The organism is Streptomyces sp. NBC_01669 (assembly GCF_026339735.1).
Taxonomy (GTDB): Bacteria; Actinomycetota; Actinomycetes; order Streptomycetales; family Streptomycetaceae; genus Streptomyces; species Streptomyces yanii.
In genome coordinates this window covers 5,501,381-5,527,134 of the sequence record NZ_JAPEQG010000001.1, presented here as the reverse complement: position 1 = coordinate 5,527,134, position 25,754 = coordinate 5,501,381, and the positions used below count along the sequence as shown (strand labels likewise).

Sequence of the window (25,754 nt, the reverse complement as noted above, 5' to 3'; positions counted from 1 at the left end):
CCGCTCGTTGTCCGCTGTGTCTACTTGCCGAAGCCGAAGGAGTCGCTGCCCTCGACCTTGCTGCGCAGCCGCTTGCCCTTCTCGGTCGCCTGGTCGTTCAGCTCCTGCTGGAACTCCCGCATGCGGGCCAGCAGTTCGCTGTCGTGGGCGGCGAGGATACGGGCGGCGAGCAGACCCGCGTTGCGCGCGCCGCCGACCGACACGGTCGCGACGGGCACACCGGCCGGCATCTGCACGATGGACAGCAGGCTGTCCATGCCGTCCAGGTACTTCAGCGGAACCGGGACGCCGATGACGGGCAGCGGGGTGACCGACGCGAGCATGCCGGGCAGGTGGGCTGCGCCGCCCGCGCCCGCGATGATCGCCTTGAGACCGCGGTCCGCGGCGTTCTCCCCGTACGCGATCATTTCGTGCGGCATGCGGTGGGCGGAGACGACGTCGACCTCGTACGGGATCTCGAACTCGTCGAGGGCCTTGGCCGCTGCTTCCATGACGGGCCAGTCGGAGTCCGAACCCATGACGATGCCGACGACCGGCGCGGCGGAGGCGGGGGAAGTCATTCGGTGATCGTTCCTCGCAGGTAGTCGGCCGCGTGCCGGGCGCGCTCACGCACGTCCGCCAGGTCGTCGCCGTAGGTGTTGACGTGTCCGACCTTGCGGCCCGGCTTCACGTCCTTGCCGTACATGTGGATCTTGAGCTGCGGGTCGCGGGCCATGCAGTGCAGGTACGCCTGGTACATGTCCGGGTAGTCGCCGCCCAGGACGTTGCACATGACCGTCCAGGTGGCGCGCGGGCGCGGGTCGCCGAGCGGCAGGTCGAGAACGGCCCGGACGTGGTTGGCGAACTGCGAGGTGATCGCGCCGTCCTGGGTCCAGTGCCCGGAGTTGTGCGGGCGCATCGCGAGCTCGTTGACGAGTATGCCGGGAGTCCCGTCGTCATTGCGGGTCTCGAAGAGTTCGACGGCGAGGTGGCCGACGACATCGAGCTCGGCGGCGATCCGCAGGGCCAGCTGCTGGGCCTCGCCGGCGAGCTGCTCGCTCAGCTCGGGGGCCGGAGCGATGACCGTGTCGCAGACGCCGTCGACCTGGATCGACTCGACGACCGGGTAGGCGACTGCCTGGCCGTGCGGCGAGCGGACGATGTTGGCCGCCAGCTCCCGTACGAAGTCGACCTTCTCCTCGGCGAGGACCGGGACACCCGCCCGGAACGGGTCGGCCGCGTCCGCCTCGGAGCGGACCACCCAGACGCCCTTGCCGTCGTAGCCGCCGCGGACCGTCTTCAGGATGACGGGGAAGCCACCGACCTCGGCCGCGAACGCCGCGGCGTCCGCCGGGTCCGTCACGATGCGGTGGCGGGGGCAGGGTGCGCCGATCTCGCCGAGCTTCGCGCGCATCACCCCCTTGTCCTGGGCGTGCACCAGCGCGTCGCGGCCGGGACGCACGGGGATGCCGTCCGCCTCCAGGGCCCGCAGATGCTCGGTCGGGACGTGCTCGTGATCGAAGGTGATCACGTCACAACCGCGCGCGAAGGCGCGCAGCGTGTCCAGGTCGCGATAGTCGCCGATGACGACTTCGCTCACCACCTGGGCCGCCGAGTCCTGAGGGGTGTCGCTGAGGAGCTTGAATTTGATGCCGAGGGGGATGCCCGCCTCGTGGGTCATACGGGCGAGCTGACCGCCGCCGACCATGCCGACTACCGGGAACGTCACGCCTCCAGGATATCGGGCGTCCGGGGGACCCCCGGACGATGCCCCGGAAGGCGGCGGCCGGAGGCTCCGTGTCACAGGCTCGCCACGCCTCGATGGATGCTCACAGGTATCTCATGGGAGGCCTCGATAGCATGACTGGGTTGACCGAATCCACGGACGGGGCTGAGCCATCACCATGAGCGAACGGGGCGTACTACGGACCCGGCTGGATGCGCTGGCCCGGGAGGTCGCCAAGTTCGGCGTGGTCGGTGCGATGGGGCTGCTGGTCAATGTGGGGGTGTCCAACCTGCTGTGGCACACCACGGACCTTCAAGTGGTGCGGGCCAGTCTGCTGGCCACGTTCGTCGCCATCCTCTTCAACTACGTGGGCTTCCGCTACTGGACGTACCGGGACCGTGACAAGACCGGGCGGACCCGGGAACTGACCCTGTTCCTGCTGTTCAGCGCAGTGGGTGCGGCGATCGAGAACGGCGTGCTGTACACGGCGACGTACGGGTTCGGATGGAACGGCCCGGTCCAGAGCAACGTCTTCAAGATCCTGGGAATCGGGATCGCGACGCTGTTCCGGTTCTGGTCCTACCGGAGCTGGGTGTTCAAGGCGCTGCCTGCCAAAGACGGCGTAGGTGTGGTGGCGCAGGGACGCGGGGCCGCGGAGCAGGTGCCGGTGGAACGGGTGCCGGTGGAGCCGGCGGAGTCCGTACGACGTTGAGGCACCGGGGGCGTCCGGTTGCCGCCTCGTCCTCGATCCCCCTCGACGGGCTTGATTCAGCGGACCGGTCGTTCCGGTTCCTCGCGGTTCAGGGCCACCCGGCTCAGGAACAGGGCGAAGACCGCCGGTTGCTGCTGGAGCAGTTCCAGGCGACCGCCGTCCGCCTCGGCCAGATCGCGGGCGACCGCGAGGCCGATTCCCGTCGAGTTGCGGCCGCTGATCGTCCTCTCGAAGATCCTGGCGCCCAGATCGGGCGGAACGCCGGGGCCCTCGTCCGTCACCTCGATGACCGCCTGGTTGCCGGTGACCCGGGTGCGCAGGGCCACCGTGCCGCCGCCGTGCATCAGTGAGTTCTCGATCAGCGCGGCCAGCACCTGGGCGACCGCGCCCGGCGTGCCGACGGCCCGCAGCCCCTGTTTACCGGAGCGGACGATGGCGCGGCCCTCGCCGCGGTAGGCGGGGCGCCACTCCTCGATCTGCTGCTTGACGACCTCGTCGAGGTCGAAGACGACCGCCGAGCCGGTGCGCGGGTCGCGGGCGTTGGTCAGCAGCCGCTCCACCACGTCGGTGAGGCGCTCGACCTGGGTGAGGGCGATGTTCGCCTCCTCCTTCACCGTCTCCGGGTCGTCGGTGACGGAGATCTCCTCGATCCGCATGGAGAGCGCGGTCAGCGGCGTGCGGAGCTGGTGGGAGGCATCGGCTGCGAGCCGGCGTTCCGCGGTCAGCATCCGGGCGATCCGTTCGGCGGAGGAGTCGAGGACGTCCGCGACCCGGTCCAGCTCTGGCACCCCGTACCGCTTGTGGCGCGGCCGAGGGTCACCGGAGCCCAGGCGTTCCGCGGTCTCGGCGAGGTCGGTGAGCGGCGAGGTCAGTTTGTTGGCCTGGCGTACGGCGAGGAGCACCGCGGAGACGATCGCAAGCAGCGCCACCGCCCCGATGATCATCAGGGTGCGCCCGACCTCGCTGGTGACGGCGGAGCTGGACTCCTCGACGGTGACCTTCTCGCCCTGCTCCCCCTTCGCTGTGCTTCTGATCACACTGCCGGTGGGGCGCGCGCCCACTTCGATGGGGGTGCGGCCGGGGATCTCGACCCGGGCGTACCGGTTGTGGGCAACCTGTTGGGCCAGCACCCCGGGGTTGATCCGTTCCGCCCCGAGGAGCCGGCTCTCGACCACGCTGATCAGCCGCAGCGCCTCGGAGTCGACACTCTCCTGGGCGCTGTTGCTGATGGTGCGGGTCTCGACGATGACGAGGGAGACGCCGAAGACGGCGATCACCACGAGCACCACGGCGAGCGTGGAGTTGATCAGTCGGCGGCGCATGACTGTTTCTGTACGTCAGCTCTTCTCGAACCGGAAGCCGACGCCCCGGACGGTCGCGATGTAGCGGGGGTTGGCCGCGTCGTCACCGAGCTTCTTGCGGAGCCAGGAGATGTGCATGTCGAGCGTCTTCGTGGACGACCACCAGGTGGTGTCCCAGACCTCGCGCATCAGCTGGTCGCGGGTGACGACCCGGCCGGCGTCGCGGACCAGGACCCGCAGCAGGTCGAACTCCTTCGCGGTGAGCTGGAGCTCCTCGTCGCCCATCCAGGCCCGGTGCGATTCGACGTCGATCCGCACCCCGTGCGTGGCGGGCTGCGGGGTCGGGTCGGTGGCGCCGCGCCGGAGCAGCGCCCGGACCCGGGCGAGGAGTTCGGCCAGGCGGAACGGCTTGGTGACGTAGTCGTCGGCTCCGGCGTCCAGGCCGACGACGGTGTCCACCTCGTCGGCGCGGGCGGTGAGCACCAGGATCGGCACGGCGTGGCCCTCGGCGCGGAGCCGTCGGGCTACTTCGAGGCCGTCCATCCCGGGCAGGCCCAGGTCGAGGACGACCAGGTCGATGCCCCCCTGGAGGCCGGCGTCGAGAGCGGTCGGACCGTCTTCGCGGACCTCGACCTCGTAACCCTCCCGACGCAGGGCGCGAGCCAGCGGCTCCGAGATGGAAGCGTCGTCCTCGGCGAGCAGTACACGGGTCATGGAGTGATGGTAGTCCGCATGGGGCGGCCACCGTGAGGTGATCCACAAGGCCTGTAGGTCTGAGTCCCATTCGGAGGAGGACCTTGGAATATGCGAGTCTGGTTGCACCTGGACCTGTGATCCATCTCTCAAGTCCTTTCATATCGACCACCGTCGTGTCGTATGGTGACTCGACGCCTGTTGCACTACTCAAAGACCTTTGGGCAGCTTTAAGCGCCAAGGGTCTTTTTTGTTCGCGGGCTGGTAACTGCCAGCCCCGACTTCAGTGAATGACCTGTGGCCGGGCCCGGAGCGCAAGGAAGTGCGCCGGGCGTGGATCCCGATGCAGCTGGTCCCCCGACTCCGGTACCCGCTCCGTACACCGTGCGGAGTCCGGAGCGAATCCCTTCTCAGGCGTGTAGGGATGGGGCGTTTGCCGCGTCGGTGCCGGCCTCCCCCCACCGGGCGCGTCACGCTCACGAGGCGCCGCGTCCCGAGCAAGCAAGGATCGACCATGGCGTCCAGCCTGACGAAGGACTCCGCCAGCACGTCTGGCTCCGAGAAGACCTTCTTCGGCCACCCCCGCGGCCTGGCCACTCTCTTCATGACCGAGATGTGGGAGCGCTTCAGCTACTACGGCATGAGGGCCCTGCTCCCCCTCTACCTGATCGCCCCCAACGGGCTTCACATGAACCCCGCCACGGCCACGGCGATCTACTCGGTCTACGTGTCGCTGGTGTACCTGCTCGCGATGCCCGGCGGCTGGTTCGGCGACCGTGTCTGGGGTCCCCGCAAGACGGTCGCCGTCGCCGGCGGGATCATCATGATCGGCCACCTGGCGCTGGCGCTGCCCTTGCAGGGCACCTTCTTCGCCGGCCTCGGACTCGTCGCTATCGGCTCCGGTCTGCTGAAGTCCAACATCTCCACGATGGTCGGCCACCTCTACGACGGCCCGGACGACCCGCGCCGCGACGGTGGCTTCACGATCTTCTACATGGGCATCAACGTGGGCGCCTTCGCCGCCCCGCTGGTCATCGGCACCATCGGTGAGAACGTCAACTGGCACCTGGGCTTCGCGCTCGCCGCGGTCGGCATGGGACTGGGCCTCGTCCAGTACCTGCTCGGCACCCGCCACCTGAACGAGCGCAGCCTCGTCGTCCCGAAGCCGCTGTCGGCCGTCGAGCGCGCCGCCACGCTGCGCAAGGGCATGATCTGGCTGGCCATCGCGGCCGTCTTCTACATCGTCACGGTCGTCACCGGCGTCTACACGCTCAACTGGATCCTGGTCCCGATCACCGTCGCGGGTCTGGTCATTCCGGTGATGGTCCTGACGCGCATCAAGCGCGACAAGGAGCTCAGCGCCGCCGAGCAGTCGAAGATGTCCGGCTACATCTGGTTCTTCGTCGCCGCCGCCATCTTCTGGATGATCTACGACCAGGGCGGTTCGACCCTGGCGATCTTCGCCGACAGCTCGGCCGACAACAGCGTCCTCGGATGGGACTTCCCGGTCTCCTGGTACCAGTCGGTCAACCCGGTCCTGATCATGGCGCTGGCCCCGGTCTTCGCCGCCTTCTGGCTGGCGCTGAACCGGCGTGGCAAGGAGCCGAGCACGATCGTGAAGTTCAGCTCCGGTCTGGTGCTGGTCGGTGCGTCGTTCTTCCTCTTCCTGATGCCGCTGACGATCGCCACGGACGGCCACAAGGCCGCCGCGATGTGGCTGGTCGCGATCTACTTCGTGCAGACCGTCGCCGAACTGACGCTGTCCCCGGTCGGTCTCTCCGTCACCACGAAGATGGCTCCGGCCAAGTACGCGAGCCAGATGATGGGTGTCTGGTTCCTGGCCGTCACCGCCGGTGACTGCACCACGGGTCTGCTCTCCATCGCGGGTGTCGACCTCAACGGCACCGGTATCGTCGCTCTGCAGGCCGCCCTCGCGGCGGCCGCGGGTGTCGCGATCTTCCTGTACCGCAACAAGGTCAAGCAGCTCATGGGCGACGTGCACTGAGGCACTGAAGCACTGAAGCGCTGAAGGGCCGCTGCACCGGATCGTCGGTGCAGCGGCCCTTCGCGTATCCGGCGGCTCAGCTCACCGGGTGCCGCGCAGCCTGCGCCACGGGGTGAACGTGAACACGGCGCCGCCCAGCAGGATCGCCGTACCGGCGACCAGGCCGAGTGCGCGCAGGGTGCCGTTGTCCTCGGCCCCGGTCTCGGCCAGTCCGCCTCCGGAGTCCGTACCGCCGCCGGTCGTGGCGCCGCCCGTGTCCGAGCCGCCCACGGCCCCGCCGGGCTGGGACGAGGTGTCCAGCACCAGGGAGGCCGCGACACCGGCGGGCGGGGTGCAGGTCGTCGTCGTGCCGAGCGCCTTCACGGTCAGCACGCCCGGGCCGAGGGTGGACTTACCGCTCGCGCCCGGCTTGTACGTACCCGTGAGATCGGGGATCTCGATCGGTTCACCGGACTTGATGGGCTCCTTGTTGGTGGGGCCCTCGACATGGACCGTGCCCTTGTCGGCTCCGCCGAGCTTGACCTCCATGGAGGGCTTCACCGAATCGGCCGGGATGTCGGCGGGGCTGTCCATGACCGACTTGCTGAACTTCACCGTGAGGTCGAAGCTGCCGCCGTTCTTCTTCGCATTGATCTTCACCGGGGAGGTGGCGTTCTTGTCACCGATCGGCGTCTTGCAGGCGTACGCGACAGACACCTCCTTGCCCTCGAAGTCGGTCTCACCGCCGCCGCTCGACCCGGCGGTGGTGCCGCCGGAGTCACTGCCTCCGGTGTCCGTACCGCCGGCCGTCGTGCCCGCCGTCGTTCCCCCTGCGGCCGTCGTGCCGCCCGCCGTGGTGGAACCGGTGGTCGTGCCACCCGCTGTCGTACCGGTGGTCGTACCGCCCGATGTCGTACCGCCACCGTCCGTCACCTTGATCGTCGCGCCCGGCTGAACGGCCTCCTTCGGGGAGCACTTGGTGTCGGTGGAGATCGGCTTCGACACGTTGATGTTGTACGCGCCCGGCGTCAGCGTGATCTCACCGGCCTTCTCCAGCTTCAGCGTGCCCTTCATGTCGGGCAGCACCATGGCGCTGTTCTTGGGGATCGGCGGGTTCTGCCGTGGCCCTTCCATCTGCAGCGTTCCCGTGGCCGCGCCGCCGACCTCGATGGTGCCGGTCGGCTTGACCGTGTCCTTCTCCAGGTCCAGGACGTCGGGGTTCTTGGAAGCGGCCTCGACCGTCTTCCACACCACCTCGACGCTGTCCCCGACCTTTGCCTCGGCGGGCGCGGTCAGCTGCACCTTGGTCGTGCCCTGCACAGGAGGCAGTCCGGAGATGGACGGCGGTATGCACTCCGTCTTGTACGAGACGTCGGCAGCCAGGGCTGGGCTCGCGGCCAGCAGGATCCCCGCGCCGCCGAGCATCAGCGCGACTCCGGCCGCGCTCATCCTCCGTTGCGTGCTCACGAATGTCCCTTCGTCGTGGGTCTGTTCTCTGACGGTGCGGAATCCGGTGTGAACCACGGCAGCGCGGCCGTGGTGGTCGCGCCCGGGGCGGGTCCTGCCGCGGACGCTGTCGAGGGGGCCTCCGGGGCGCGCGGTCCCCGGCGCAGCCTCGCCGTCGCGTCGGCCGGCAGCGGATGGCGGTGACGGCCGGCGCGGGCCGAGGTGTACGCGGCGCGGGGCCGCACCTTGTCGACGATCGCCATGCCGATGCGGAACACCGCGGCCGGTACGACGAGGCAGAGCAGGATCCAGAAGAGTGTGACGCCCCAGGGGCGGCCCACCCCCCACGGCTGTTCGGCCAGTGTTTTCGTCCCGTACCGCAGGGAGATCCGGTAGTCGCCGTGGGCGCCCGCCGTCAGTTCGACCGGCAGTGCGATCCGTGCCTTGCGGCCGGGCGCGATGGTGCCGCGCCACTGTCGCTCCTCCCACTGCGGGGCGAAGACGCCGTGCGCGGTGCCGACCCGGAAGACCGGGTCCTTGACCGGCGCCGAACCGAGGTTGCCCACGGTGAAGACGAGTTGCCGGGAGGGCGGGGCGCCGAACCAGGTGAGGATTCCGCTGTCGCCCTCCAGCCGGGTGGTGGCGAGCACCGCGAGCTTTCCGCCGTCCGTCTGTTCCGGCAGTGGGAGGACGGGGTGTCCGGCGACGACGAACCCGGCGTCGGCGGCTGCCTGTTCCCCGGTGACCGTCGCGACATGCACCACGCAGGGGCACGGCCTGGGCGGTTCGGAGACCGGCATCTTCTTGCTGAAGGCGCCCTTGGCGTCGGTGGTGACGGCGCGTCCGTCGGCATTGGCGCAGGAGTTGGTGCCGCCGATGACGCCCGTGCCGGGCGCGGACTGTCCGCAGATCAGCATCATCAGCAGGGTGTTCGGCCGCCATCCGGTGCCCTTGACGGTAATGTCACCGCCCTTGCCCGCCTGCTGCTCGGAGAGGGTGACCGCGGGCTTTCCGTCCGCCGCGCGGGCACCGGGCGCGGGCAGGAGCATCAGGGCGGGCAGCAGCGCGACGAGCAGCGCGGCGGCCCACCGGTGGCTGCCGCGCCGGAGGGACGCCGGTCCGGTCTGTCGTCTCACGATTGCGCTCCCGCCTTCACCAAGTGCCTTCTCTCTGCCGTGGTTCGAGCTGCGTCGCCATGGTCCGGGCCGCCGTCGCCCGATGGCCGGCGGTGGCTGCGCCGGAGCCGGTACGCGTACGCGCCTGCGGCGGCCGCGGCCAGGACCAGCAGGGCGCCGCCGGTCACCGGCGCCCAGGGGACGAAGGCCGCTCGGGCTGTCGCCTCGCTGTGCGCTCCGGCCGCGGCGGTGACGCGGAGCCGGACGGTGGCGGAATCGAGCGCGGGGGCGTCCCGCCACGGTTCGGTGAGTTTCACCCGCTGTCCGGGCAGCAGGTCCACCGGCAGGTTCCGCGCCTCGCGCCGCAGCAGGGTGCCGAAGACCCCGTCCGCGCTGACGGCGAGGCGCGGGGCGAGGGCCGCGTTGCCCCGGTTGACGAGGGTGTAGTGGATGGTCCGCCCGGACACGCTGACGTCCTCCACGGTCAGCGCGGTCAGCGTGGGCCCGCTGACCCGCAGATGGACGCGTACGCCCACCGAGCGCCCGGAGTGCTCGGCGACGATCGCCCCCGGGTGGTCGCCGGGCGACGCACCTGCCGGGACGGTGACGGAGAACGGCACCTCGGCGCGGGTACGGGCGGGCACGGTCACCCGGTCCGCGGCGAGCCGCAGCCAGGCACCGGTCCCGGTGGAGTCCTTCGTTCCGCGTACGGCGATGTCACCGCCCCCGGCGTTGTACGCATCCGCCCCGCGCAGTCGCACGGTGACCGGGGCGGTGCCCGGGTTGGTGACGGAGAGCCGGTCCTGCAGCACGGTGCCGGGCAGTCCCTCCAGATAGAAGTACGGTCTGCCGCCGTCCTCTCCGCTCCGGGTCCCAGCGCCCACTGCGGGCTGCGCCGTCCAGTCCGCGCCGCTCAGGTCGGCGGCGGCCGCCGGGCTCGCGGTCAAGGCGCAGGCGAAAGCGCACAACAGGGCTGCGAGAACGGCTCGGACGGCGTGACCGGTCAACGGTGGCATAGGGGTGGGCTCCCTGCTGCGTACAGAACGGGCGTGTACGTACGGACGGCGCGCGGCGGCTCCGTGGAGCTCAGCCCGCGGCCCGTTGTCCGCGCCTGGTCAGCCACAGCACCCCGGCCGCACCGGTCAGCAGTACCGTGCCGCCGAGCGTCCCGAGCGCCATCGCCGAGTCGAGCGGTCCGGTCTTCGGCAGGGTCGTTTCCGAGGTGTCCTTCGAGCCGCCCGCCGCCGTCACATCGAGTTCGAGCGACGGCTTCGGACTGTTGCCCGGGGTGCAGGTCGTGGTCGTACCGAGCGCCTTGATGGTGAGCACTCCGGCGGTGAAGCCGACCTTGCCGCTCTTCCTCGGGGTGTACGTACCCGAAAGGTCGCTGATCTTGATCGGGGTGTTCGCCGGGATCGCCGCGGCGTTCGCCGGTCCCGAGACCTGGACCTGACCCGATTCGGCGCCGCTCAGCCGGATGACCGCGCTGGGCTTCATGGCGCCCTTGCCCAGCTCCACGGGGCTGGACGAGACGCCCTTCTGGAAGGACATCGTGAGCGTGTAACTGCTGCCGCTCTTCACGCTCTTGATGTCGATGGGCGACACCGCGCTCTTGTCTCCGATCGGCGTCTTGCACTTGTAGTCGACGTCCACGACCGTGGCGTGGGCGGCGGGCGCGGCCAGCAGCACCACCGAGCCGGCCAGCGCGGACGCCAGCGCAAGAGCTGTTCGCTTCGGGTACGGCACCTCAGTTCCCCTCATGCCGGAAGTCGCCGCGCGCCGTATCACTCCGACGCAAGTTACTGACGACACATCAGATTGGGCGCTCAAGGTACGCCTGGGGCCGTATGGAGGGAAGACAAAGAGCGCGCCGATCCGGCGCGCTCTTCGGGGGCAAGAAGGAGGGGCCGTACGGCCCGACGGTTCGGGTGGTGACTACGCGGGGGCGGCCAGCTCCGCCCATACGGTCTTGCCGGGCTCGCCCGGCACCCGCTGGACACCCCAGTCCAGGCAGAGCCGTTGCACGATAAACATGCCGTGCCCGCCGGGCCGGCCCGCCCGGTGCGGGGTGCGCGGCGCGGGCTGTCCCGCACCGCTGTCGACGACCTCCACCCGCAGCACCTTCGAGGTGCAGGCGATGCGAAGCTCCTCGGGTCCTTCCGCGTGCAGGCAGGCGTTCGTGACCAGTTCGGAGACGACCAGCAGGACGTCCTCGGCGGCTGCGCGCCGGTCGGCGCTCGATGCCGGGAGCCAGCCCCAGTCGTGGAGTGCCTGACGGGCGAAATCGCGGGCCGTCGGCACGATGCCGCTGACCTCCCGCAGGGGCAGCGTGCGCCACCGCCGGTCGACGGGCCCGGAGGAGGCTGCGTCGGCGCCGTCGCCCGCGCCCTCCGGCTCCCGGCCGAGGTCGCCCGGCGGATGCTGCCGGGTGGTGCTCATCAGCGCTTCACCTCACCGATTCACCATGTCGCCATTGAACAGTTACAGATACAGATACAGATACGGGTGCGGCTGCCGAAACGGACACCGACCGCATACGGAGTGTGCAGGCCACTCAGGTCACACGAGGTTCGCCGGGATGTCTCCTGCCCGGCCGTATCGTGACAACACCCACTTCGCCCATGCGGAATGCGTGAGGCAGGCGACACCCGGGACGGGTGAGACTGCGCTCCGGGCCACGATCAGGTGTCCAGCGCCGATTCGAGGGAGTCGTGGACGGTGAAGACCGCCTCGGCCCCGGTGATCTCGAAGACCCTCGCCACCATCGGCAGCATTCCGGCCAAATGGACCCCTCCCCCGGCCGCCTCCGCCTTGAGGCGGGCACCGAGCAGCACATTGAGCCCGGTGGAATCACAGAATTCGAGTCGCGAACAGTCGACCACCAGTCGGGTCCGTCCTTGTTCGACCGCGCTCTCCAAGGGTTCGCGGAGCAGATCGGCGGTGTGGTGATCCAGCTCACCCACCGGCGTCACCACCTCACTGCGCCCCTCGGTCCGGACCTCGACCTGAAGTCGACCCCGGTTCGCACTGCCGACCGTCTGGCGGTCCATGCCCGTCCCTCTTCGCCGTTCATCACTGCCTGCGTCACCGTGCGCGTCACTCTCTGCGATGGCGCGTGCGGTTGCGTGTGTAGCTGTCGCTGACGTTCGTAAAACACTACGCGTTCCGTGCGGCACACGGTAGCCGAAGACCTCAACAAACCGGACATATAGCCTCAATTGGAGGTTGTATCTGCACGTCCGGACCGGGTAAGGGTAGAGGGACACCCGAAACACGACCGGCTTTGGAGGCGCCGCTTCACCGCAGGAACACGTATGGGCATCGGCAGCCATATGCCGAGAACGATGGAGGAGACCATGTCACCCCGGCTCGACGGACCGCGTACCCACATCGCGACGTCAGCATGTCCTCAGGGACTGACCGAATCAGACTCCCCTGCCGCGGTCGCCGTACCCGCTCCGCGCCGCAGCACCAGCAGCAACAACATCGGCAGTGCCAAGGGCAGCGGCGATCTCGAAGGACTTCCCGAGATCCCGCCGTACGACGAAGTGGGCGCACTGGACGCCAGAGCCCTGTCGAAGACACTCTTCGCGCGGCTCGAATCCCTCGAAGAGGGCACCCACGAGTACGCGTACGTACGCAACACACTCGTCGAACTGAACCTGGCCCTGGTCAAGTTCGCCGCCTCACGGTTCCGCTCCCGCAGCGAACCGATGGAGGACATCATCCAGGTCGGCACCATCGGCCTGATCAAGGCGATCGACCGGTTCGAGCTGAGCCGGGGCGTCGAGTTCCCGACCTTCGCGATGCCGACCATCATCGGCGAGATCAAGCGATTCTTCCGCGACACCACATGGTCCGTGCGCGTCCCGCGCCGACTGCAGGAGCTGCGGCTCGACCTGGCCAAGGCGGGCGACGAACTCGCCCAGCAGCTCGACCGGGCGCCCACCGTGGGCGAACTCGCCGACCGCCTCGGACTCACCGACCACGAGGTCGTCGAGGGCATGGCCGCGAGCAACGCGTACACCGCGAGCTCGCTCGATGCCAAGGCCGAGGAGGACGAGACCGAGAGCGCGCTGGCGGACCGGATCGGCTACGAGGACCACGGACTCGAAGGCATCGAGTACGTCGAGTCCCTGAAGCCGCTGATCGCCGCGCTGCCCGGTCGCGACCGGAAGATCCTCTCGCTCCGCTTCGTCGCCAATATGACGCAGTCGGAGATCGGCGACGAACTCGGCATCTCCCAGATGCATGTCTCGCGGCTGCTCTCCCGGACGCTGGTCAAGCTCAGGAAGGGCCTGACTCTGGAGGAATGATCCCGGAGTTCCCCGCGCCCCCGCGGGACCACTTGCGGAAGGACCTGCCCGACAAAGGGCGGGTCCTTCCGCATGGTTGACGAAGGGTCACGGACCGGGCCACATCGGGGCTCCGTCCGGTCCCACGGCTCATGGGGAGAGCGGACCGGCGACCTGGGCAGCACTGGAAACAGCGATGCGCGAGCGGCTCGGCCGGGAATGCCTGTACATGCCGTCCTGCCGACTGGGGCTGTACGTGGCCCTGCACCAGTGGTGCGAACCCGGCGGCAGGATCCTGATGTCACCCGCCAACGACGACGTCATCCTCTTCGTCATCCTCGGGCGCGGCCTGCGCCGACTGCTCGACCAGCCCCCGGTCTCCCCCTTGAGCCCCGCCGCAGGACGGCTCCATGGACGGTACCGGTGGCAGTCACTCCTCGGCAGGCGGTCGCGACATCGTGTGACTGAAGAGCGAAAGTCGGATTCTTCCGGTTTGGGGGGCGAGGCCGGAGATATCGCTCAGAGGGCGCGTTCGCCGCGCTGCCGGACCGCCTGGACCAGGGGGACGCCCGGCCGGTAGGCGAGGTGGACATGGCTGGGGGCGTCGAGGAGGACCAGGTCGGCGCGGGCGCCCGGAGCGATGCGGCCGATGTCCGTACGGCGCAGGGCCGCTGCGCCGCCCGCGGTGGCGGACCAGAGGGCCTCGTCGGGGGTCATGCCCATGTCGCGTACGGCCAGGGCGATGCAGAAGGGCATGGACGAGGTGAACGACGAGCCCGGGTTGCAGTCCGTGGACAGCGCGACGGTGGCGCCCGCGTCGAGGAGGCGGCGGGCGTCGGGCCAGTTCGCGCGGGTGGAGAACTCGGCGCCGGGGAGGAGTGTGGCGACGGTGTTGCCCTGGGCGAGGGCGTCGACGTCCGCGTCGGTGAGGTGCGTGCAGTGGTCGGCGGAGGCGGCGTCCAGCTCGACGGCGAGCTGGACGCCGGGGCCGTAGGTGAGCTGGTTGGCGTGGACCCGGGGGTGCAGGCCCTTCGCCATGCCCGCGGTCAGGATCGCGCGGGCCTGGTCGCCGTCGAACGCACCCTTCTCGCAGAACACGTCGACCCAACGGGCGTACGGGGCACAGGCGTCGAGCATCGGCCCGGTGACCAGGTCGACGTACCCGGCGGGATCGTCGGCGTAGTCCGGGGGGACGACGTGGGCGCCGAGATAGGTGACCTCGTCGGTGTGGCGGGCGGCGATGCGCAGCGCGCGGGCTTCGTCCTCCACGGTGAGCCCGTAGCCGGACTTGGTCTCGAAGGTGGTGGTGCCCTGGCGGAGTGCCTCGGCGAGATAGCGGACGACGTTGGCGTCCAGCACGTCGTCGGTGGCGGCGCGGGTGGCGGCGACCGTGGTGCGGATACCGCCCGCGGTATAAGGGCGGCCGGACATCCGGGCGTTGAACTCCTCGGTGCGGTCGCCCGCGAAGAGGAGGTGGGAGTGGGAGTCGACGAATCCCGGGATCACCGCGCGGCCGCCCGCGTCGACGGCGTTGTCAGTGGCGGGTGCTTTGCTTGATTCACCGGTCCAGACGACCCGGTCGCCCTCGATGACGACGGCCGCGTCCAGGATCAGGCCCAGGGGGGAACCGTCACCGAGGGAGGGGTCGTTGGTGACCAGACTGGCGATGTTGGTGATGGCGGTCGTCGTCATCGGGGGACTGCTCTCCTTGCGAGGATCCGGGGTCAGCCGTGCAGGACGGCGATGGCCGAGGCGAGTGCTGCGGGGACGTCCTCGACGAGCGTGTGCTGCCCGTCGCGGACGATGTGTCGGCCTGCCACGACCGTATGGCGCACATCGGCTGCGGAGGCGGCGAATACGACTGCTTCGGCAGCCAGTCGGGGCACCGGTCCCGCTGTTCTGACGGAGTCCAGGGCGACGGTGGTGAAGTCGGCGAGCGCGCCCGGTTCCAGGGTGCCCGCGTCGGACCGGCCGAGGGCGGCGTGCCCGTCGGCGGTAGCGGCGCGCAGCAGTGCGGCCGCCGTCCAGTGGCCGCGGGCATGGGTGCGCAGACGCTCGTTGAGCTCCATGGCGCGGGCCTCTTCGAAGAGGTCGATCACGGCGTGGCTGTCACTCCCGAGGGAGAGCGGCGAGCCGGCGCGCTGCAGGGCGACGGCGGGTCCGATGCCGTCGGCGAGGTCGCGTTCGGTCGTGGGGCACATGCAGGTGCCGGTGGCCGAGACGCCGAGCAGCGCGATGTCCTCACTGCTGAGGTGGGTGTTGTGGATGCCGGTGGTGCGCGGGCCGAGGACCCCGTGGTCGGCGAGGAGCCGGGTGGGCGAACAGCCGTGGGCTGCCTGGCAGGCGTCGTTCTCCGCGGTCTGTTCGGACAGGTGGACATGGAGGGGCGCCTGCCGCTCCTCGGCCCACTTCGCCACGGTCGCGAGCTGCCCGGCGGGCACGGCGCGTACGGAGTGGACGGCCGCGCCGATCAGGGCGTGATCGCTGCCCTTGAGCAGGGAGGCGCGTTCGGCCCAGGCGTCCGCGGTGGTGTCGGAGAAGCGCAGCTGGTGCTGGTCGGGCTCCCGGTACTGGCCGGCCCGCTGCCCGAATCCGGCGGCGAGATAGGCCGTGTCCAGCAGGGTGATCCGGATCCCGGCCGCGGCGGCGGCGGCGATCAGGGCTTCGCCCATCGCGTTGGGGTTGTTGTACGGGGCTCCGCCCGGCGCGTGGTGCAGATAGTGGAACTCACCCACCGCGGTGATGCCTGCCAGCGCCATCTCGGCGTACACGGCACGGGCCAGGTCGTAGTACGTATCGGGGGTGAGCCGGGCCGCGACCTGGTACATGAGCTCGCGCCAGGTCCAGAAGGTGCCGGAGCCGACCTGGACGGTGGAGCGCAGGGCGCGGTGGAAGGCGTGCGAGTGGGTGTTGGCGAGACCGGGCACCGTGAGCCCGCGCAGCACGGTGGCGCCCGGCGGCGGGGCGTCGACGCCGGTACGGATCCCGGCGATCCGCCCGTCGGCGACGGCCAGGGTCACGCCCGGCTCGACATGGGTGCCGAGCCAGGCGTGGGACATCCAGAACGTGGCGGTGCGGTGCGCGCCCGTCGGTGTCGTTGTCAGCTGCACGCGAGACCTTCCAGTACATCGGCCAGTGCGATCACCCCGGCGGTGCAGTCGTCCTCGGCGGCGTACTCGGCCGGCGAGTGCGAGATCCCGGTGGGGTTCCGTACGAACAGCATGGCGGTAGGGACCGAAGCGGACAAAATACCCGCATCGTGTCCGGCGCCGGTGCCGAGGACGGGCACGGCGCGGCCCGCGTCGCCGCCCCGACCGGTCAGGATCTTGCCGAGTTCGTCACGCAGGGCGTGCTGGAACTCCACGACGGGCGTGAAGGACTCCCGTACGACATCGAGATCGATGCCCGCACGCTCGGCGTGCTCCCGGGCGGCCCGCTCGATGCCGGTGACGACGGCGTCGAGGGTGTCCTGGTCGGCGGCGCGCGAATCGAGCCAGCCACGCACGAGGGAGGGGATGGCGTTGACGCCGTTCGGCTCGACGGCGATCTTCCCGAAGGTGGCGAGGGCGCCGGTGAGCTCCGCCTCGCGGCGGGCGGCCAGCACGGTCTCGGCGTACGTGAGCATCGGGTCGCGCCGGTCGACGAGCCGGGTGGTCCCCGCGTGGTTGGCCTCGCCGCGGAAGTCGAACCGCCAGCGGCCGTGCGGCCAGATCGCGGAGGCGATACCGACCGGGTCACCGGTGAGGTCGAGGGAGCGCCCCTGCTCGACATGGAGCTCGACGAAAGCGCCGATACGGGCCAGCCGTTCGGGATCCGGGCCGATGGCGCCGGGGTCGTACCCGGCCGCCTCCATGGCCTGCGGCAGTGTGATGCCGTCGCCGTCGCGGAGCTGGTGCGCCTTCTCGACGGTCAGCTGCCCGGCGGCGAGCCGGGACCCGACGCAGGCGAGCCCGAACCGGGCCCCTTCCTCGTCACCGAAGTTGGTGATGGCGAACGGCCGGGTGAACTCGACTCCTCTGCGGTGGAGTTCGTCGAGCGCCGCGAAGGAGGAGACCACACCGAGCGGCCCGTCGAACGCACCGCCGTCGGGCACGGAGTCGAGGTGCGACCCGGTGACGACGGCGTCGTCACCGAGCGGATCCCCGAGCCAGGCCCACTGATTCCCGTTCCGGTCGACCTCGTACCCGAGCCCACGCGCTTCGGCCTGCTCCCGGAACCAGACCCGGCAGTCGGCATCGGCACCGGTCCAGGCGTACCGCCGGTACCCACCGCTCTCGGCGTGGCGTCCGATGGGGGCAAGTTCCTTCCACATGTCCTGGAAGGACGGCTGCCCGGCCCTTCCCGGTCCCTGCGGGCCATGGGGGAGGGTAGGCGCCGGGGAACCCTCGGCCTCCACGGAGCCGCCTCCGCCCGGCAGGCTCACTGCCCCTCCGTCATGGGAACCCGCACGCCCTTGTCCGCGGCAACGGACTCCGCGATGTCGTACCCCGCGTCGACGTGCCGGATGACCCCCATTCCGGGGTCGTTCGTCAGCACCCGGCGGATCTTCTCGCCCGCCAGCTTCGTACCGTCGGCCACGGTCACCTGACCGGCGTGGATGGAGCGCCCCATCCCGACGCCGCCTCCGTGGTGGATGGAGACCCAGGAGGCGCCGGACGCCACGTTGACCATGGCGTTCAGCAGCGGCCAGTCCGCGATCGCGTCGGACCCGTCGAGCATCGCCTCGGTCTCGCGGTACGGGGACGCCACCGACCCGCAGTCCAGGTGGTCGCGGCCGATCGCCAGCGGTGCGGCCAGCTCGCCGGAGGCCACCATGTCGTTGAACCGCTCACCGGCGCGGTCGCGTTCGCCGTAGCCGAGCCAGCAGATCCGGGCGGGCAGACCCTGGAAGTGGACGCGCTCACCGGCCATCTTGATCCACCGGTGCAGCGACTCGTTCTCCGGGAAGAGCTCGAGCATCGCCTTGTCGGTCTTGTGGATGTCCGACGCCTCGCCGGACAGCGCGGCCCATCGGAACGGGCCCTTGCCCTCGCAGAACAGCGGCCGGATGTAGGCGGGCACGAACCCGGGGAAGTCGAATGCCCGGTCGTAGCCCGCGAGCTGGGCCTCGCCGCGGATCGAGTTGCCGTAGTCGAAGACCTCGGCCCCGGCGTCCATGAAGCCGACCATCGCCTCGACGTGCTTGGCCATCGCCTCGCGTGCCCGCTGCGTGAAGTCCGCGGGCTTCTCGGCGGCGTACGAGGCCATGTCGTCGAAGTCGACGCCGATCGGGAGGTACGCGAGCGGGTCGTGCGCGCTGGTCTGGTCGGTGACGATGTCGATCGGGGCGCCCTCGGCGAGCATCCGGGGCAGCAGCTCCGCCGCGTTGCCGAGCAGCCCGATGGAGAGCGGCTTGCGCGCGTCGCGCGCCTCGGTGGCGAGCTGGAGCGCGTGCTCCAGGGAGTCGGCGCGCACATCCAGATAGCGGTGCTCGATGCGGCGCTCGATGGCGCGCGGGTCGCAGTCGATACAGATCGCGACGCCGTCGTTCATGGTCACGGCGAGCGGCTGGGCGCCACCCATGCCGCCGAGCCCGGCGGTCAGGGTGATCGTCCCGGCCAGCGTCCCGTTGAACTTCTTGGCGGCGACGGCGGCGAACGTCTCGTAGGTGCCCTGCAGGATGCCCTGCGTACCGATGTAGATCCACGACCCGGCCGTCATCTGGCCGTACATGGTGAGTCCGAGCGCCTCCAGGCGGCGGAACTCCTCCCAGTTCGCCCAGTCGCCCACCAGGTTGGAGTTGGCGATCAGGACGCGCGGCGCCCACTCGTGGGTCTGCATGACACCGACCGGGCGCCCGGACTGGACGAGCATCGTCTCGTCCTGCTTGAGCGTCTGCAGCGTGCGCACCATCGCGTCGAACGAGCGCCAGTCGCGGGCCGCCTTGCCCGTGCCGCCGTAGACGACGAGCTTGTCGGGGTGCTCGGCGACCTCGGGGTCGAGATTGTTCTGCAGCATGCGGAGGGCGGCTTCCTGCTGCCATCCCAGGGCGCTCAGTTCGGTACCGCGCGGTGCCCGTACGGGGCGGGGTCCTGACATGACAATGCCTCCTCGCGACTGTGTTGCTTCTATTCACATCCTGCTGCTCTGAATACTTGTAGTCAACAGGCGCGCCCGAAAGACCTGCCCCGAAGACGGGATGCGGCACCGAACGCGGACAGAACACGACTTCAACCTGGAGGTCGCTGCCCCGGGCAACACGGATGTCGTACGCGCCAAACTCCGCACCATGGAACATCTCGGCATCAAGGACGGGATCGAGGACATCCTGATCACCCTCGGTGCCCAGTACCACCTGATCCGGCTGCTCAAGGCGCGCGGCAACAACGGTCTCTTCCTCTACCTGGTGCTGGACGCCGGCCGCACCAACCTGGCGATGGCCCGCCACCAACTGAAGCGGATCGAGGCCGACCTGGAGGTCTGACCTCCGCAGACCGCCCTCAGAACCTGTCGGGTGACCTCTGACCGGGCGGCCACGCCCTGGCACGCACGCTATCCGATCGAAGGTCACCCGACAGGCTCTCAGCGACGCCGCGCCCCACCGGGCGCGGCGTCGCCCGCCACCGGCCCGGTCGTCCGGTATGCCGCGACCTGCTTGCCCGCGGGCCGCCCCTTCTCCACCCAGTCGGTCCGCACCCAGTACAGGACGTCGTCCTTCCGCTCCCGCTGCCCGATCCGGACGGACTTGGCCCAGAGGCCGGCCCCCGCGCCCGCAAGCATCAGCCCACCGGCGCCGGGCAGCACGAATCCGCCGGCGATCGCCACGAGAAACCCGCCCAGCAGCCACCACCGGTGCCCGCGCCGCCAGTTGCGTACGGTCACGGCCCGGTCCTGGAGGAAGTCCGTCCGCCCGACACGGGTGGCGGCCCTCGCCAGCTCCGCGTACCTGCGCCCGCGCGCGAGCGCCACCACAACCGCGGTGATCAGGAAGAGCGCGGCTCCGGCGAGCAGTCCGATCCGACGGCCGGTGAGCCCCGGGACGAGCGCACCGACGGCGGCGGCGAGCAGCCCCGGCCACCACAGCGGTACGGCTCCGGCCCGTACGATCACGGCCACCCTCGCGAGCGACTGCGCTCCGCGCCCCACGTCGATACCCCTCTCGACAGCCATCGATGCTGATTCTCGGGGCGCAGATTAATGGCCGTATCTGAGCGGTGTCTGAGAATCGGCGAGGAATGCCGACCACCGGCCGGAGTTCCCTCAGCACCGGACACCCGCCCTGCCGTCCCCGCCCCGGCGCAGGCGGACTCGTCTCCGCGGAGCCGTTCCCGGCCGGCGAATTCCCGGGTCCCTCAGTGCCGGAAGCGATCACGGTCCGGACGCCGACGACCGCTCGCCCAGCCGCAGCCCCGGCATCGCCGTCGGCACGACCGTCCGCCCGGTCCCCCGGGCGCCGACGCCGGCCTCCGGGCGCTCACCCCGCCGGGAAGCCCGGCAGCCACATCCCGTGCGTCACGCCCTCATTCCACGAACAGCCCGCGCGCCGCCGCCCTCGCGTCGAACTCCTCCAGCCGCGCCTGCGCGTCCGGCAGGTCGTCGCACATCGCCTCCAGCAGCACCCGCCCCAGCAGCATCGGCGCGCACGCCGTGTCGAAGGCGAGTCCGGTGCCGACGGCGGCGGGAATCAGCAGGTCGCTGTGTTTGGCCACCGGGGCGAACGCCGAATCGGCGACGGACACCACGGTCAGTCCCTGCTCCTGGGCGTACGCGAGCGCGTCCACGACCTCCTTGGGATGGCGCGGCAGCGCGAAGCAGACCAGCGCACTCGCCCCCGCCCGGCGTGCGGCGTCGATCCGGTCGTGCAGCATGCTGCCGCCCTCGTCGAGCACTCGCACATCCGGGTGGACCTTGGCTGCGAAGTAACCGAAGCCCCGCGCCTGCGAGGAGGCGGCGCGCAGCCCGAGCACCGGCAGCGGGCGCGACGCGGCGAGCAGCCGCCCCGCCCGCTCGACCGGAGTGGGGTCGGCAAGGAGTTCGGCGAGGTGCTGCAGGTTCTCGATCTCGGCGCGGACGGCCTGCTGGTACTCGTTGTACGTGTCGGCGGCGGCGCGCGCACCTCCCTCGACGGGTCCGGGCGCGACCTCCCGCAGATGCCTGCGCAGCGCCGGATACCCGTCGAACCCGAGCGCGACGGCGAACCGGGTGACGGACGGCTGGCTGACCCCGGCCATCTCGGCCAGCTCCACACTCGACAGAAACGGGACGTCCCCGGCCCTGCGCACCATCGAGTGCGCGATCCGCCGCTGAGTGGGCGTGAGCCGGTGCCCCTCGAAGAGTTGCTGCAACCGCGCGGCCGGGCTGCTCCCGCTCATGCTGTCCCCCTGGTCCTCGTGCTGGTGAGATCGGTGTTCCACAGGTCCGTGCAGCGGTCGAGCAGGTCCCCGGCCGCCACCTTCACATCATCGGTGAGCGGCCGGTCCGCGAACTCCCCTTCGAGCAGGGAATCGGCCAGCGCGAATGCCCGCCCGACCGGCAGACCGGGATCGGGCCGCAGATCACGCAGCCGCAACGCCCTTACGGCGGAGACGAGTTCGCAGGCGACGACCTGCCGGTAGGCGCCGCACACGCGCAGCGTCTGGCGGGCCGCCAGCGAGGCGAAACTCGCCTGCTCCTCCACGCCCCTCGACAGCACGGCGTGGCCGAGCGAGGCGGGCGCGGCGTACGCCCGCAGATCTCCGAGGGCGGCTCCGGCCGCGTACTCCAGGATCATCACGCCCGAGGAGGCGGGTTCACCGTCGGCGAGGAAGGGCCTCAGCCGGGTGAAGGACGGCTCGTTGAGCGCCGAGAGCCGGGAGGTCGAGAGCCGCGCGACCTGCACGACAGCGAGCCTGAAGTGGTCCAGCGCCAGGGCGAGCTGTGCCATGTAGAAACCGCCGTGGTGGTAGGCGGCGGGGCTGTCGTTGAGACCGGCGTCCGGACAGATCAGCGGGTTCTCGGCGGCGGCGTTGATCTCGACGGCGAGAACCCGTTCGAGCGCGTCGGCGGCGTCCTGCGCGGGCCCGTGGATCTGCGGCAGGCAGCGGAAGCCGTACGGGTCCTGGATCCGGCCGAGCGGGGGTCCCGGGCGGTCGGGGGCACCGAGCAGCTGTCGCATCCGCGCCGCGACCCGGTACGAGCCGGGGTGCGGACGGGCGGCGTGGACCGGTTCGGCGTACGCCTCGTACGAACCGTCGACCGCGAGCAGCGAGAGCGCGGCAACCACCTCGGTGGCGGTGACGAGCCGGCGCAGCTCGTCGAGCGCGAGGGCGGCCTGACCGAGGGTGAGGGCGTTGCTGCTGATCAGGGCGAGGGCGTCGTTGTTGTCGAGCGGCTGGGGTTCGGGGGCGGCGCCGGGCCCTTGCCAGGGGTGTTCCCCGGCGAGCGCGAGGCCGGCCTGGGCGAGGGCGGCGATGTCCCCGGTGCCGACCGAACCGAACTCGTTGATCACCGGGTGCGCCCCCGCCTCCAGCGCCTCGCAGAGCGCGGTGACGACGGTGGGCCGCAGCCCGGCGCCTCCCGCGAGCAGCTGATTGGCGCGCACGGCGAGCATCGCGCGGACCTCGCGGGCCGGCAGCGGTTCGCCGATGGCCCCGGCGTGGCTGCGCAGCAACCGCAGCCCGTGGTCGGCGGCGGCCTCGGTCGGGACCTCCTCGTTGCGATTGGCGCCGACCCCGGTGGATCGCCCGTACACCCGCCCGGTCGCGGCGAGCTCGCGGGCGGCCGCCCAGGACCGGTCGACCCGCTTCATCGCCTCGGCGCCGGGCACGGGGCGGGCGGCGCCGCGGGCAATCCGGACGACATCGGCGACGGGGAGGGTCTCTCCGTCGAGCTCGACGATGGAGACGGCGTGGTCCGCGGCCCATCCACCGAAGGGCGAGGAGTCCATCATGTGGGACGACATCATGCGCAAACACTCCTCATCCGGACTCTCGATCCTGCCTTTCGGGCTTCTGTCACCAGCGTTTTACCCCGAGGCATTGACAATCTATTCAGCCAACGAGAACTCTGCATGACTGTATGCAGCCGGGGCAAGGGACGACTGATGATCAAATTCGACGCAGTGAACAAGCGCTTCCCGAACGGCACGACAGCAGTTCATGAGCTCAGCCTCACCATGCCGGAGGGCGGCATCACGGTCCTGGTCGGTTCGTCCGGCTGCGGCAAGACCACCACTCTCCGGATGATCAACCGGATGGTCGATCCGAGCTCCGGCACGATCACACTCAGCGGCCGGAACATCCTCGAAGCGGACGCCGCCGAGCTCCGGCGAGGCATCGGATACGTCATCCAGCAGGCGGGACTCTTTCCGCACCGCACGATCCTCGACAACATCGCCACGGTCCCGCTGCTGCTGGGCCACGGACGCAAGCGCGCCCGGGCCCGCGCGGCCGAGCTGCTGGAGACGGTCGGGCTTCCGGCCGACGCCGCCAAGCGCTACCCGCACCAGCTCTCCGGCGGCCAGCAGCAGCGCGTCGGCGTGGCCCGCGCGCTCGCCGCCGATCCGCCGGTCCTGCTGATGGACGAGCCGTTCGGCGCGGTCGACCCCGTCGTGCGGACCCAGCTCCAGGACGAGCTGCTCCGTCTCCAGCAGGAGCTGAACAAGACCATCGTCTTCGTCACCCACGACATCGACGAGGCGGTACGGCTCGGCGACCGGATCGCCGTCTTCCGTACCGGCGGCCACCTCGTGCAGTGCGCACCGCCCGCCGAACTCCTCGCCCGCCCGGCCGACGACTTCGTCGCCGACTTCCTGGGAGCCGAACGCGGCCTGAAACTGCTCTCGTTGAGCACGCTCGCGGATCTCCCCCGGCAACCGGCGACAACGGTGCGGGCCGACGAAACCGCCCCCGCCGGGCGCACCGACTGGCAACTGGTCGTCTCCGCCAAGGGCGAACCCCTCGGCTGGCTCGACCCGGCAGCCACCCCGCCGGGCCGGGCAGGTGATGCCGCGCTCCTCCCCGTACGGCCGCTGCGCGACACGGACTCGCTGCTCTCCGCGCTGAACGAGTCGGTCGCCTCACCGGCCGGACTGATAGCCAGGATCGACGACGCCGGCGTCCTGGCCGGGGTCACCGCACGCGAGGCCGTGCACGCACGGGCGGGCGCCGCCCACTCCGCAGCGATCGAGCCTCCTCGGCCCGCGACGGCCCCGGTCGGAAAGAGCAGCGCATGACCATCGACTGGTCGTGGATATCCGACCACGCGAGCGACCTCGCCACGCTGACCGTCTCCCACCTCCAGGCCGCCCTGACCGCCGTACTCCTCGGCCTGCTGATCTCGCTCCCGCTGGCCGTCCTCGCCCACCGGGTACGCCCCCTGCGCGGCTTCCTCCTGGGGCTGTCGAACATTCTCTTCACGATCCCGTCCATCGCGGTCTTCGTGCTCCTGCTGCCGGTCTCGGGCCTCACCCGCACCACCACGGTGATCGGCCTGACCGTCTACACACTGGTCGTCCTCCTCCGCAACACGGTCGAGGGCCTCGACTCCGTCCCGGCGCGCACCCGCGAGGCCGCCAAGGCGATGGGGACCCGCCCCCTGCGCGTCCTGCTCACCATCGAGCTCCCTCTCGCCCTCCCCGTGATCATGGCGGGCGTACGGATCGCCACGGTCATGTCGATCTCGCTGGTCAGCGTGGCCACGTACATCGGCGACGGCGGTCTCGGCCAGCTCTTCACCGACGGGTTCCAGCGCAACTTCCCCACCCCGGTGATCGTCGGCATCGCCCTGACCCTGCTGCTCGCACTGGTCGCGGACGCCCTGCTGGTCGCCGTGCAGTACGCGCTCACCCCCTGGAAGCGGAAGAGGGCCTGATATGTACGAACTCTTCGCGGACCTCGGCACCTGGCTGACCGGCGCCGAGCAGTGGCAGGGCCCGGACGGCATCGCCCACCGCCTCACCGAGCACCTCCAGTACTCGCTCCTCGCCACCCTGATCGCGACGGTGATCGCCCTCCCGATCGGTCTGCTCATCGGCCACACGGGGCGCGGCGCCTTCCTCGCCATCAACCTCTCGTCGTTCGGCCGGGCGCTGCCCACGGTCGGTCTGGTGGTGCTCGTCTTCCTGGCCAGCGGGCTGTCGATGACCCCGGTGTACGTGGCGCTGGTCGCGCTCGCGGTCCCGTCGATCGTCACCAACACCTACGCCGGCATGACCGCCGTCGACCCGGAGGTCAAGGACGCCGCCCGCGGTCAGGGCATGCGCGGCCACCAGATCCTGTGGCAGGTGGAACTCCCCCTCGCCCTTCCCTTGATCATGACCGGCCTGCGCCTGGCCCTGATCCAGGTCGTCGCCACCGCCACGGTCGCCGCGTACGTCAGCTTCGGCGGCCTCGGCCGGTACGTCTTCGACGGCCTGGCCCAGCGCGACCTCGTCCAGGTACTGGGCGGCGCGGTCCTGGTGGCGGTCGTGGCCGTCGTCCTGGACCTGGCCCTGTCCGGGCTGCAGCGCATCCTCTTCCGTCACCGCACCGCCTGAGGAGACCACC

At 70.4% G+C, this 25,754-nt stretch carries 23 protein-coding genes and 2 pseudogenes; 8 read left to right on the top strand and 17 right to left on the bottom strand.

Annotated features, from left to right (window positions below):
- Positions 1 to 20 precede the first annotated feature (20 nt).
- Both purE and OG972_RS24865 read right to left on the bottom strand, forming a co-directional pair.
- On the bottom strand, positions 21 to 560 hold the full coding sequence (gene purE / locus OG972_RS24870) for a 5-(carboxyamino)imidazole ribonucleotide mutase (protein WP_266984915.1): 540 nt from the start codon (positions 558 to 560) through the stop codon (positions 21 to 23).
- Positions 557 to 1,708, bottom strand: coding sequence for a 5-(carboxyamino)imidazole ribonucleotide synthase (locus OG972_RS24865; protein WP_266984913.1), 1,152 nt, complete (start codon positions 1,706 to 1,708; stop codon positions 557 to 559). The genes purE and OG972_RS24865 overlap by 4 nt, the downstream gene beginning before the upstream one ends.
- Positions 1,709 to 1,883: 175 nt before the next feature.
- Between OG972_RS24865 and OG972_RS24860 the strand changes: the two genes are divergently transcribed.
- Entirely contained in the window at positions 1,884 to 2,417 is a 534-nt protein-coding gene (locus tag OG972_RS24860) for a GtrA family protein (RefSeq protein WP_266984911.1), read from the top strand.
- Between the two features lie 56 nt (positions 2,418 to 2,473).
- Here OG972_RS24860 and OG972_RS24855 read toward each other — a convergent pair whose 3' ends face one another.
- Positions 2,474 to 3,739, bottom strand: a complete 1,266-nt coding sequence (locus tag OG972_RS24855; RefSeq protein ID WP_266984909.1) for an ATP-binding protein — start codon at positions 3,737 to 3,739, stop codon at positions 2,474 to 2,476.
- Positions 3,740 to 3,754: 15 nt separating this feature from the next.
- Positions 3,755 to 4,432 (bottom strand): response regulator transcription factor, encoded by a 678-nt coding sequence (locus OG972_RS24850; RefSeq protein WP_266984907.1) that lies wholly within the window; start codon positions 4,430 to 4,432, stop codon positions 3,755 to 3,757.
- A gap of 493 nt (positions 4,433 to 4,925) precedes the next feature.
- Between OG972_RS24850 and OG972_RS24845 the strand changes: the two genes are divergently transcribed.
- Entirely contained in the window at positions 4,926 to 6,416 is a 1,491-nt protein-coding gene (locus OG972_RS24845) for an oligopeptide:H+ symporter (RefSeq protein WP_266984905.1), read from the top strand.
- Positions 6,417 to 6,497: 81 nt separating this feature from the next.
- On the opposite strand, the gene OG972_RS24840 is transcribed toward OG972_RS24845, so the two are convergent.
- The 6 genes from OG972_RS24840 to OG972_RS24815 all read right to left on the bottom strand — a co-directional run bounded on the left by OG972_RS24840 (position 6,498) and on the right by OG972_RS24815 (position 12,006).
- Positions 6,498 to 7,844 carry a hypothetical protein gene (locus OG972_RS24840; protein ID WP_266984903.1) on the bottom strand — a complete coding sequence of 449 codons (1,347 nt, stop codon included), beginning with the start codon at positions 7,842 to 7,844 and terminating at the stop codon, positions 6,498 to 6,500.
- Positions 7,845 to 7,858: 14 nt separating this feature from the next.
- Complete coding sequence (locus OG972_RS24835; protein WP_266984901.1) at positions 7,859 to 8,977, bottom strand: hypothetical protein; 1,119 nt, start codon at positions 8,975 to 8,977, stop codon at positions 7,859 to 7,861.
- Positions 8,974 to 9,972, bottom strand: coding sequence for a hypothetical protein (locus OG972_RS24830; RefSeq protein WP_266984899.1), 999 nt, complete (start codon positions 9,970 to 9,972; stop codon positions 8,974 to 8,976). Before OG972_RS24830 ends, OG972_RS24835 begins: the two co-directional genes overlap by 4 nt.
- Positions 9,973 to 10,042: 70 nt before the next feature.
- Positions 10,043 to 10,702: a peptidase gene (locus OG972_RS24825; RefSeq protein ID WP_266990697.1), complete on the bottom strand. Its 660-nt coding sequence runs from the start codon at positions 10,700 to 10,702 to the stop codon at positions 10,043 to 10,045.
- A 189-nt stretch (positions 10,703 to 10,891) separates the two neighbouring features.
- Entirely contained in the window at positions 10,892 to 11,395 is a 504-nt protein-coding gene (locus OG972_RS24820) for an ATP-binding protein (RefSeq protein ID WP_266984897.1), read from the bottom strand.
- A gap of 242 nt (positions 11,396 to 11,637) precedes the next feature.
- Positions 11,638 to 12,006 (bottom strand): STAS domain-containing protein, encoded by a 369-nt coding sequence (locus tag OG972_RS24815; RefSeq protein ID WP_266984895.1) that lies wholly within the window; start codon positions 12,004 to 12,006, stop codon positions 11,638 to 11,640.
- A gap of 306 nt (positions 12,007 to 12,312) precedes the next feature.
- On the opposite strand from OG972_RS24815, the gene OG972_RS24810 reads away from it, so the two are divergent.
- Both OG972_RS24810 and OG972_RS24805 read left to right on the top strand, forming a co-directional pair.
- On the top strand, positions 12,313 to 13,272 hold the full coding sequence (locus OG972_RS24810) for an RNA polymerase sigma factor SigF (RefSeq protein ID WP_266990695.1): 960 nt from the start codon (positions 12,313 to 12,315) through the stop codon (positions 13,270 to 13,272).
- A 175-nt stretch (positions 13,273 to 13,447) separates the two neighbouring features.
- A pseudogene (locus OG972_RS24805) lies at positions 13,448 to 13,606 on the top strand (DegT/DnrJ/EryC1/StrS aminotransferase family protein); the annotation flags it as partial.
- A gap of 164 nt (positions 13,607 to 13,770) precedes the next feature.
- On the opposite strand, the gene hutI reads toward OG972_RS24805, so the two are convergent.
- From hutI to hutU, 4 genes are all read right to left on the bottom strand, one after another.
- Complete coding sequence (gene hutI / locus OG972_RS24800) at positions 13,771 to 14,943, bottom strand: imidazolonepropionase (protein ID WP_266984893.1); 1,173 nt, start codon at positions 14,941 to 14,943, stop codon at positions 13,771 to 13,773.
- A 32-nt stretch (positions 14,944 to 14,975) separates the two neighbouring features.
- Positions 14,976 to 16,361, bottom strand: a complete 1,386-nt coding sequence (locus OG972_RS24795; protein WP_266984891.1) for a formimidoylglutamate deiminase — start codon at positions 16,359 to 16,361, stop codon at positions 14,976 to 14,978.
- Positions 16,352 to 17,563: an allantoate amidohydrolase gene (locus OG972_RS24790; RefSeq protein WP_266990694.1), complete on the bottom strand. Its 1,212-nt coding sequence runs from the start codon at positions 17,561 to 17,563 to the stop codon at positions 16,352 to 16,354. Before OG972_RS24790 ends, OG972_RS24795 begins: the two co-directional genes overlap by 10 nt.
- Positions 17,564 to 17,670: 107 nt before the next feature.
- Entirely contained in the window at positions 17,671 to 19,329 is a 1,659-nt protein-coding gene (gene hutU, locus OG972_RS24785; protein ID WP_266984889.1) for a urocanate hydratase, read from the bottom strand.
- A gap of 127 nt (positions 19,330 to 19,456) precedes the next feature.
- Here hutU and OG972_RS24780 point away from each other — a divergent pair.
- Positions 19,457 to 19,714 (top strand): annotated as a pseudogene (locus OG972_RS24780) (hypothetical protein); the annotation flags it as partial.
- A 98-nt stretch (positions 19,715 to 19,812) separates the two neighbouring features.
- Here the strand turns inward: OG972_RS24780 and OG972_RS24775 are convergent.
- The 3 genes from OG972_RS24775 to OG972_RS24765 form a co-directional block, all read right to left on the bottom strand.
- Positions 19,813 to 20,400, bottom strand: coding sequence for a hypothetical protein (locus OG972_RS24775; RefSeq protein ID WP_266984887.1), 588 nt, complete (start codon positions 20,398 to 20,400; stop codon positions 19,813 to 19,815).
- Positions 20,401 to 20,750: 350 nt separating this feature from the next.
- A complete protein-coding gene (locus OG972_RS24770) occupies positions 20,751 to 21,602 on the bottom strand; it encodes a MurR/RpiR family transcriptional regulator (RefSeq protein WP_266984885.1) in 852 nt (283 codons plus the stop codon).
- Positions 21,599 to 23,155 (bottom strand): aromatic amino acid ammonia-lyase, encoded by a 1,557-nt coding sequence (locus OG972_RS24765; protein ID WP_266990693.1) that lies wholly within the window; start codon positions 23,153 to 23,155, stop codon positions 21,599 to 21,601. Before OG972_RS24765 ends, OG972_RS24770 begins: the two co-directional genes overlap by 4 nt.
- 156 nt (positions 23,156 to 23,311) lie before the next feature.
- Between OG972_RS24765 and OG972_RS24760 the strand changes: the two genes are divergently transcribed.
- The 3 genes from OG972_RS24760 to OG972_RS24750 are packed head-to-tail and all read left to right on the top strand — an operon-like array spanning position 23,312 to position 25,744.
- On the top strand, positions 23,312 to 24,442 hold the full coding sequence (locus tag OG972_RS24760) for an ABC transporter ATP-binding protein (RefSeq protein WP_266984883.1): 1,131 nt from the start codon (positions 23,312 to 23,314) through the stop codon (positions 24,440 to 24,442).
- Positions 24,439 to 25,080: an ABC transporter permease gene (locus OG972_RS24755; RefSeq protein ID WP_266984881.1), complete on the top strand. Its 642-nt coding sequence runs from the start codon at positions 24,439 to 24,441 to the stop codon at positions 25,078 to 25,080. Before OG972_RS24760 ends, OG972_RS24755 begins: the two co-directional genes overlap by 4 nt.
- A 1-nt stretch (position 25,081) precedes the next feature.
- On the top strand, positions 25,082 to 25,744 hold the full coding sequence (locus OG972_RS24750) for an ABC transporter permease (RefSeq protein WP_266984879.1): 663 nt from the start codon (positions 25,082 to 25,084) through the stop codon (positions 25,742 to 25,744).
- The last annotated feature ends 10 nt before the right edge of the window (positions 25,745 to 25,754 follow it).

Excerpts from the sequence above, each read along its gene's own strand:
- OG972_RS24750 (WP_266984879.1), top strand. The coding sequence starts at position 25,082 with ATGTACGAACTCTTCGCGGACCTCGGCACCTGGCTGACCGGCGCCGAG.
- OG972_RS24810 (WP_266990695.1), top strand. The coding sequence starts at position 12,313 with ATGTCACCCCGGCTCGACGGACCGCGTACCCACATCGCGACGTCAGCA.
- OG972_RS24845 (WP_266984905.1), top strand. The coding sequence starts at position 4,926 with ATGGCGTCCAGCCTGACGAAGGACTCCGCCAGCACGTCTGGCTCCGAG.
- OG972_RS24770 (WP_266984885.1), bottom strand. The coding sequence starts at position 21,602 with ATGAGCGGGAGCAGCCCGGCCGCGCGGTTGCAGCAACTCTTCGAGGGG.
- hutU (WP_266984889.1), bottom strand. The coding sequence starts at position 19,329 with ATGTCAGGACCCCGCCCCGTACGGGCACCGCGCGGTACCGAACTGAGC.
- OG972_RS24775 (WP_266984887.1), bottom strand. The coding sequence starts at position 20,400 with ATGGCTGTCGAGAGGGGTATCGACGTGGGGCGCGGAGCGCAGTCGCTC.
- OG972_RS24850 (WP_266984907.1), bottom strand. The coding sequence starts at position 4,432 with ATGACCCGTGTACTGCTCGCCGAGGACGACGCTTCCATCTCGGAGCCG.
- OG972_RS24830 (WP_266984899.1), bottom strand. The coding sequence starts at position 9,972 with ATGCCACCGTTGACCGGTCACGCCGTCCGAGCCGTTCTCGCAGCCCTG.
- OG972_RS24765 (WP_266990693.1), bottom strand. The coding sequence starts at position 23,155 with ATGGACTCCTCGCCCTTCGGTGGATGGGCCGCGGACCACGCCGTCTCC.
- OG972_RS24760 (WP_266984883.1), top strand. The coding sequence starts at position 23,312 with ATGATCAAATTCGACGCAGTGAACAAGCGCTTCCCGAACGGCACGACA.
- OG972_RS24840 (WP_266984903.1), bottom strand. The coding sequence starts at position 7,844 with ATGAGCGCGGCCGGAGTCGCGCTGATGCTCGGCGGCGCGGGGATCCTG.
- OG972_RS24860 (WP_266984911.1), top strand. The coding sequence starts at position 1,884 with ATGAGCGAACGGGGCGTACTACGGACCCGGCTGGATGCGCTGGCCCGG.
- hutI (WP_266984893.1), bottom strand. The coding sequence starts at position 14,943 with ATGACGACGACCGCCATCACCAACATCGCCAGTCTGGTCACCAACGAC.
- purE (WP_266984915.1), bottom strand. The coding sequence starts at position 560 with ATGACTTCCCCCGCCTCCGCCGCGCCGGTCGTCGGCATCGTCATGGGT.
- OG972_RS24790 (WP_266990694.1), bottom strand. The coding sequence starts at position 17,563 with ATGTGGAAGGAACTTGCCCCCATCGGACGCCACGCCGAGAGCGGTGGG.
- OG972_RS24815 (WP_266984895.1), bottom strand. The coding sequence starts at position 12,006 with ATGGACCGCCAGACGGTCGGCAGTGCGAACCGGGGTCGACTTCAGGTC.
- OG972_RS24855 (WP_266984909.1), bottom strand. The coding sequence starts at position 3,739 with ATGCGCCGCCGACTGATCAACTCCACGCTCGCCGTGGTGCTCGTGGTG.
- OG972_RS24820 (WP_266984897.1), bottom strand. The coding sequence starts at position 11,395 with ATGAGCACCACCCGGCAGCATCCGCCGGGCGACCTCGGCCGGGAGCCG.
- OG972_RS24755 (WP_266984881.1), top strand. The coding sequence starts at position 24,439 with ATGACCATCGACTGGTCGTGGATATCCGACCACGCGAGCGACCTCGCC.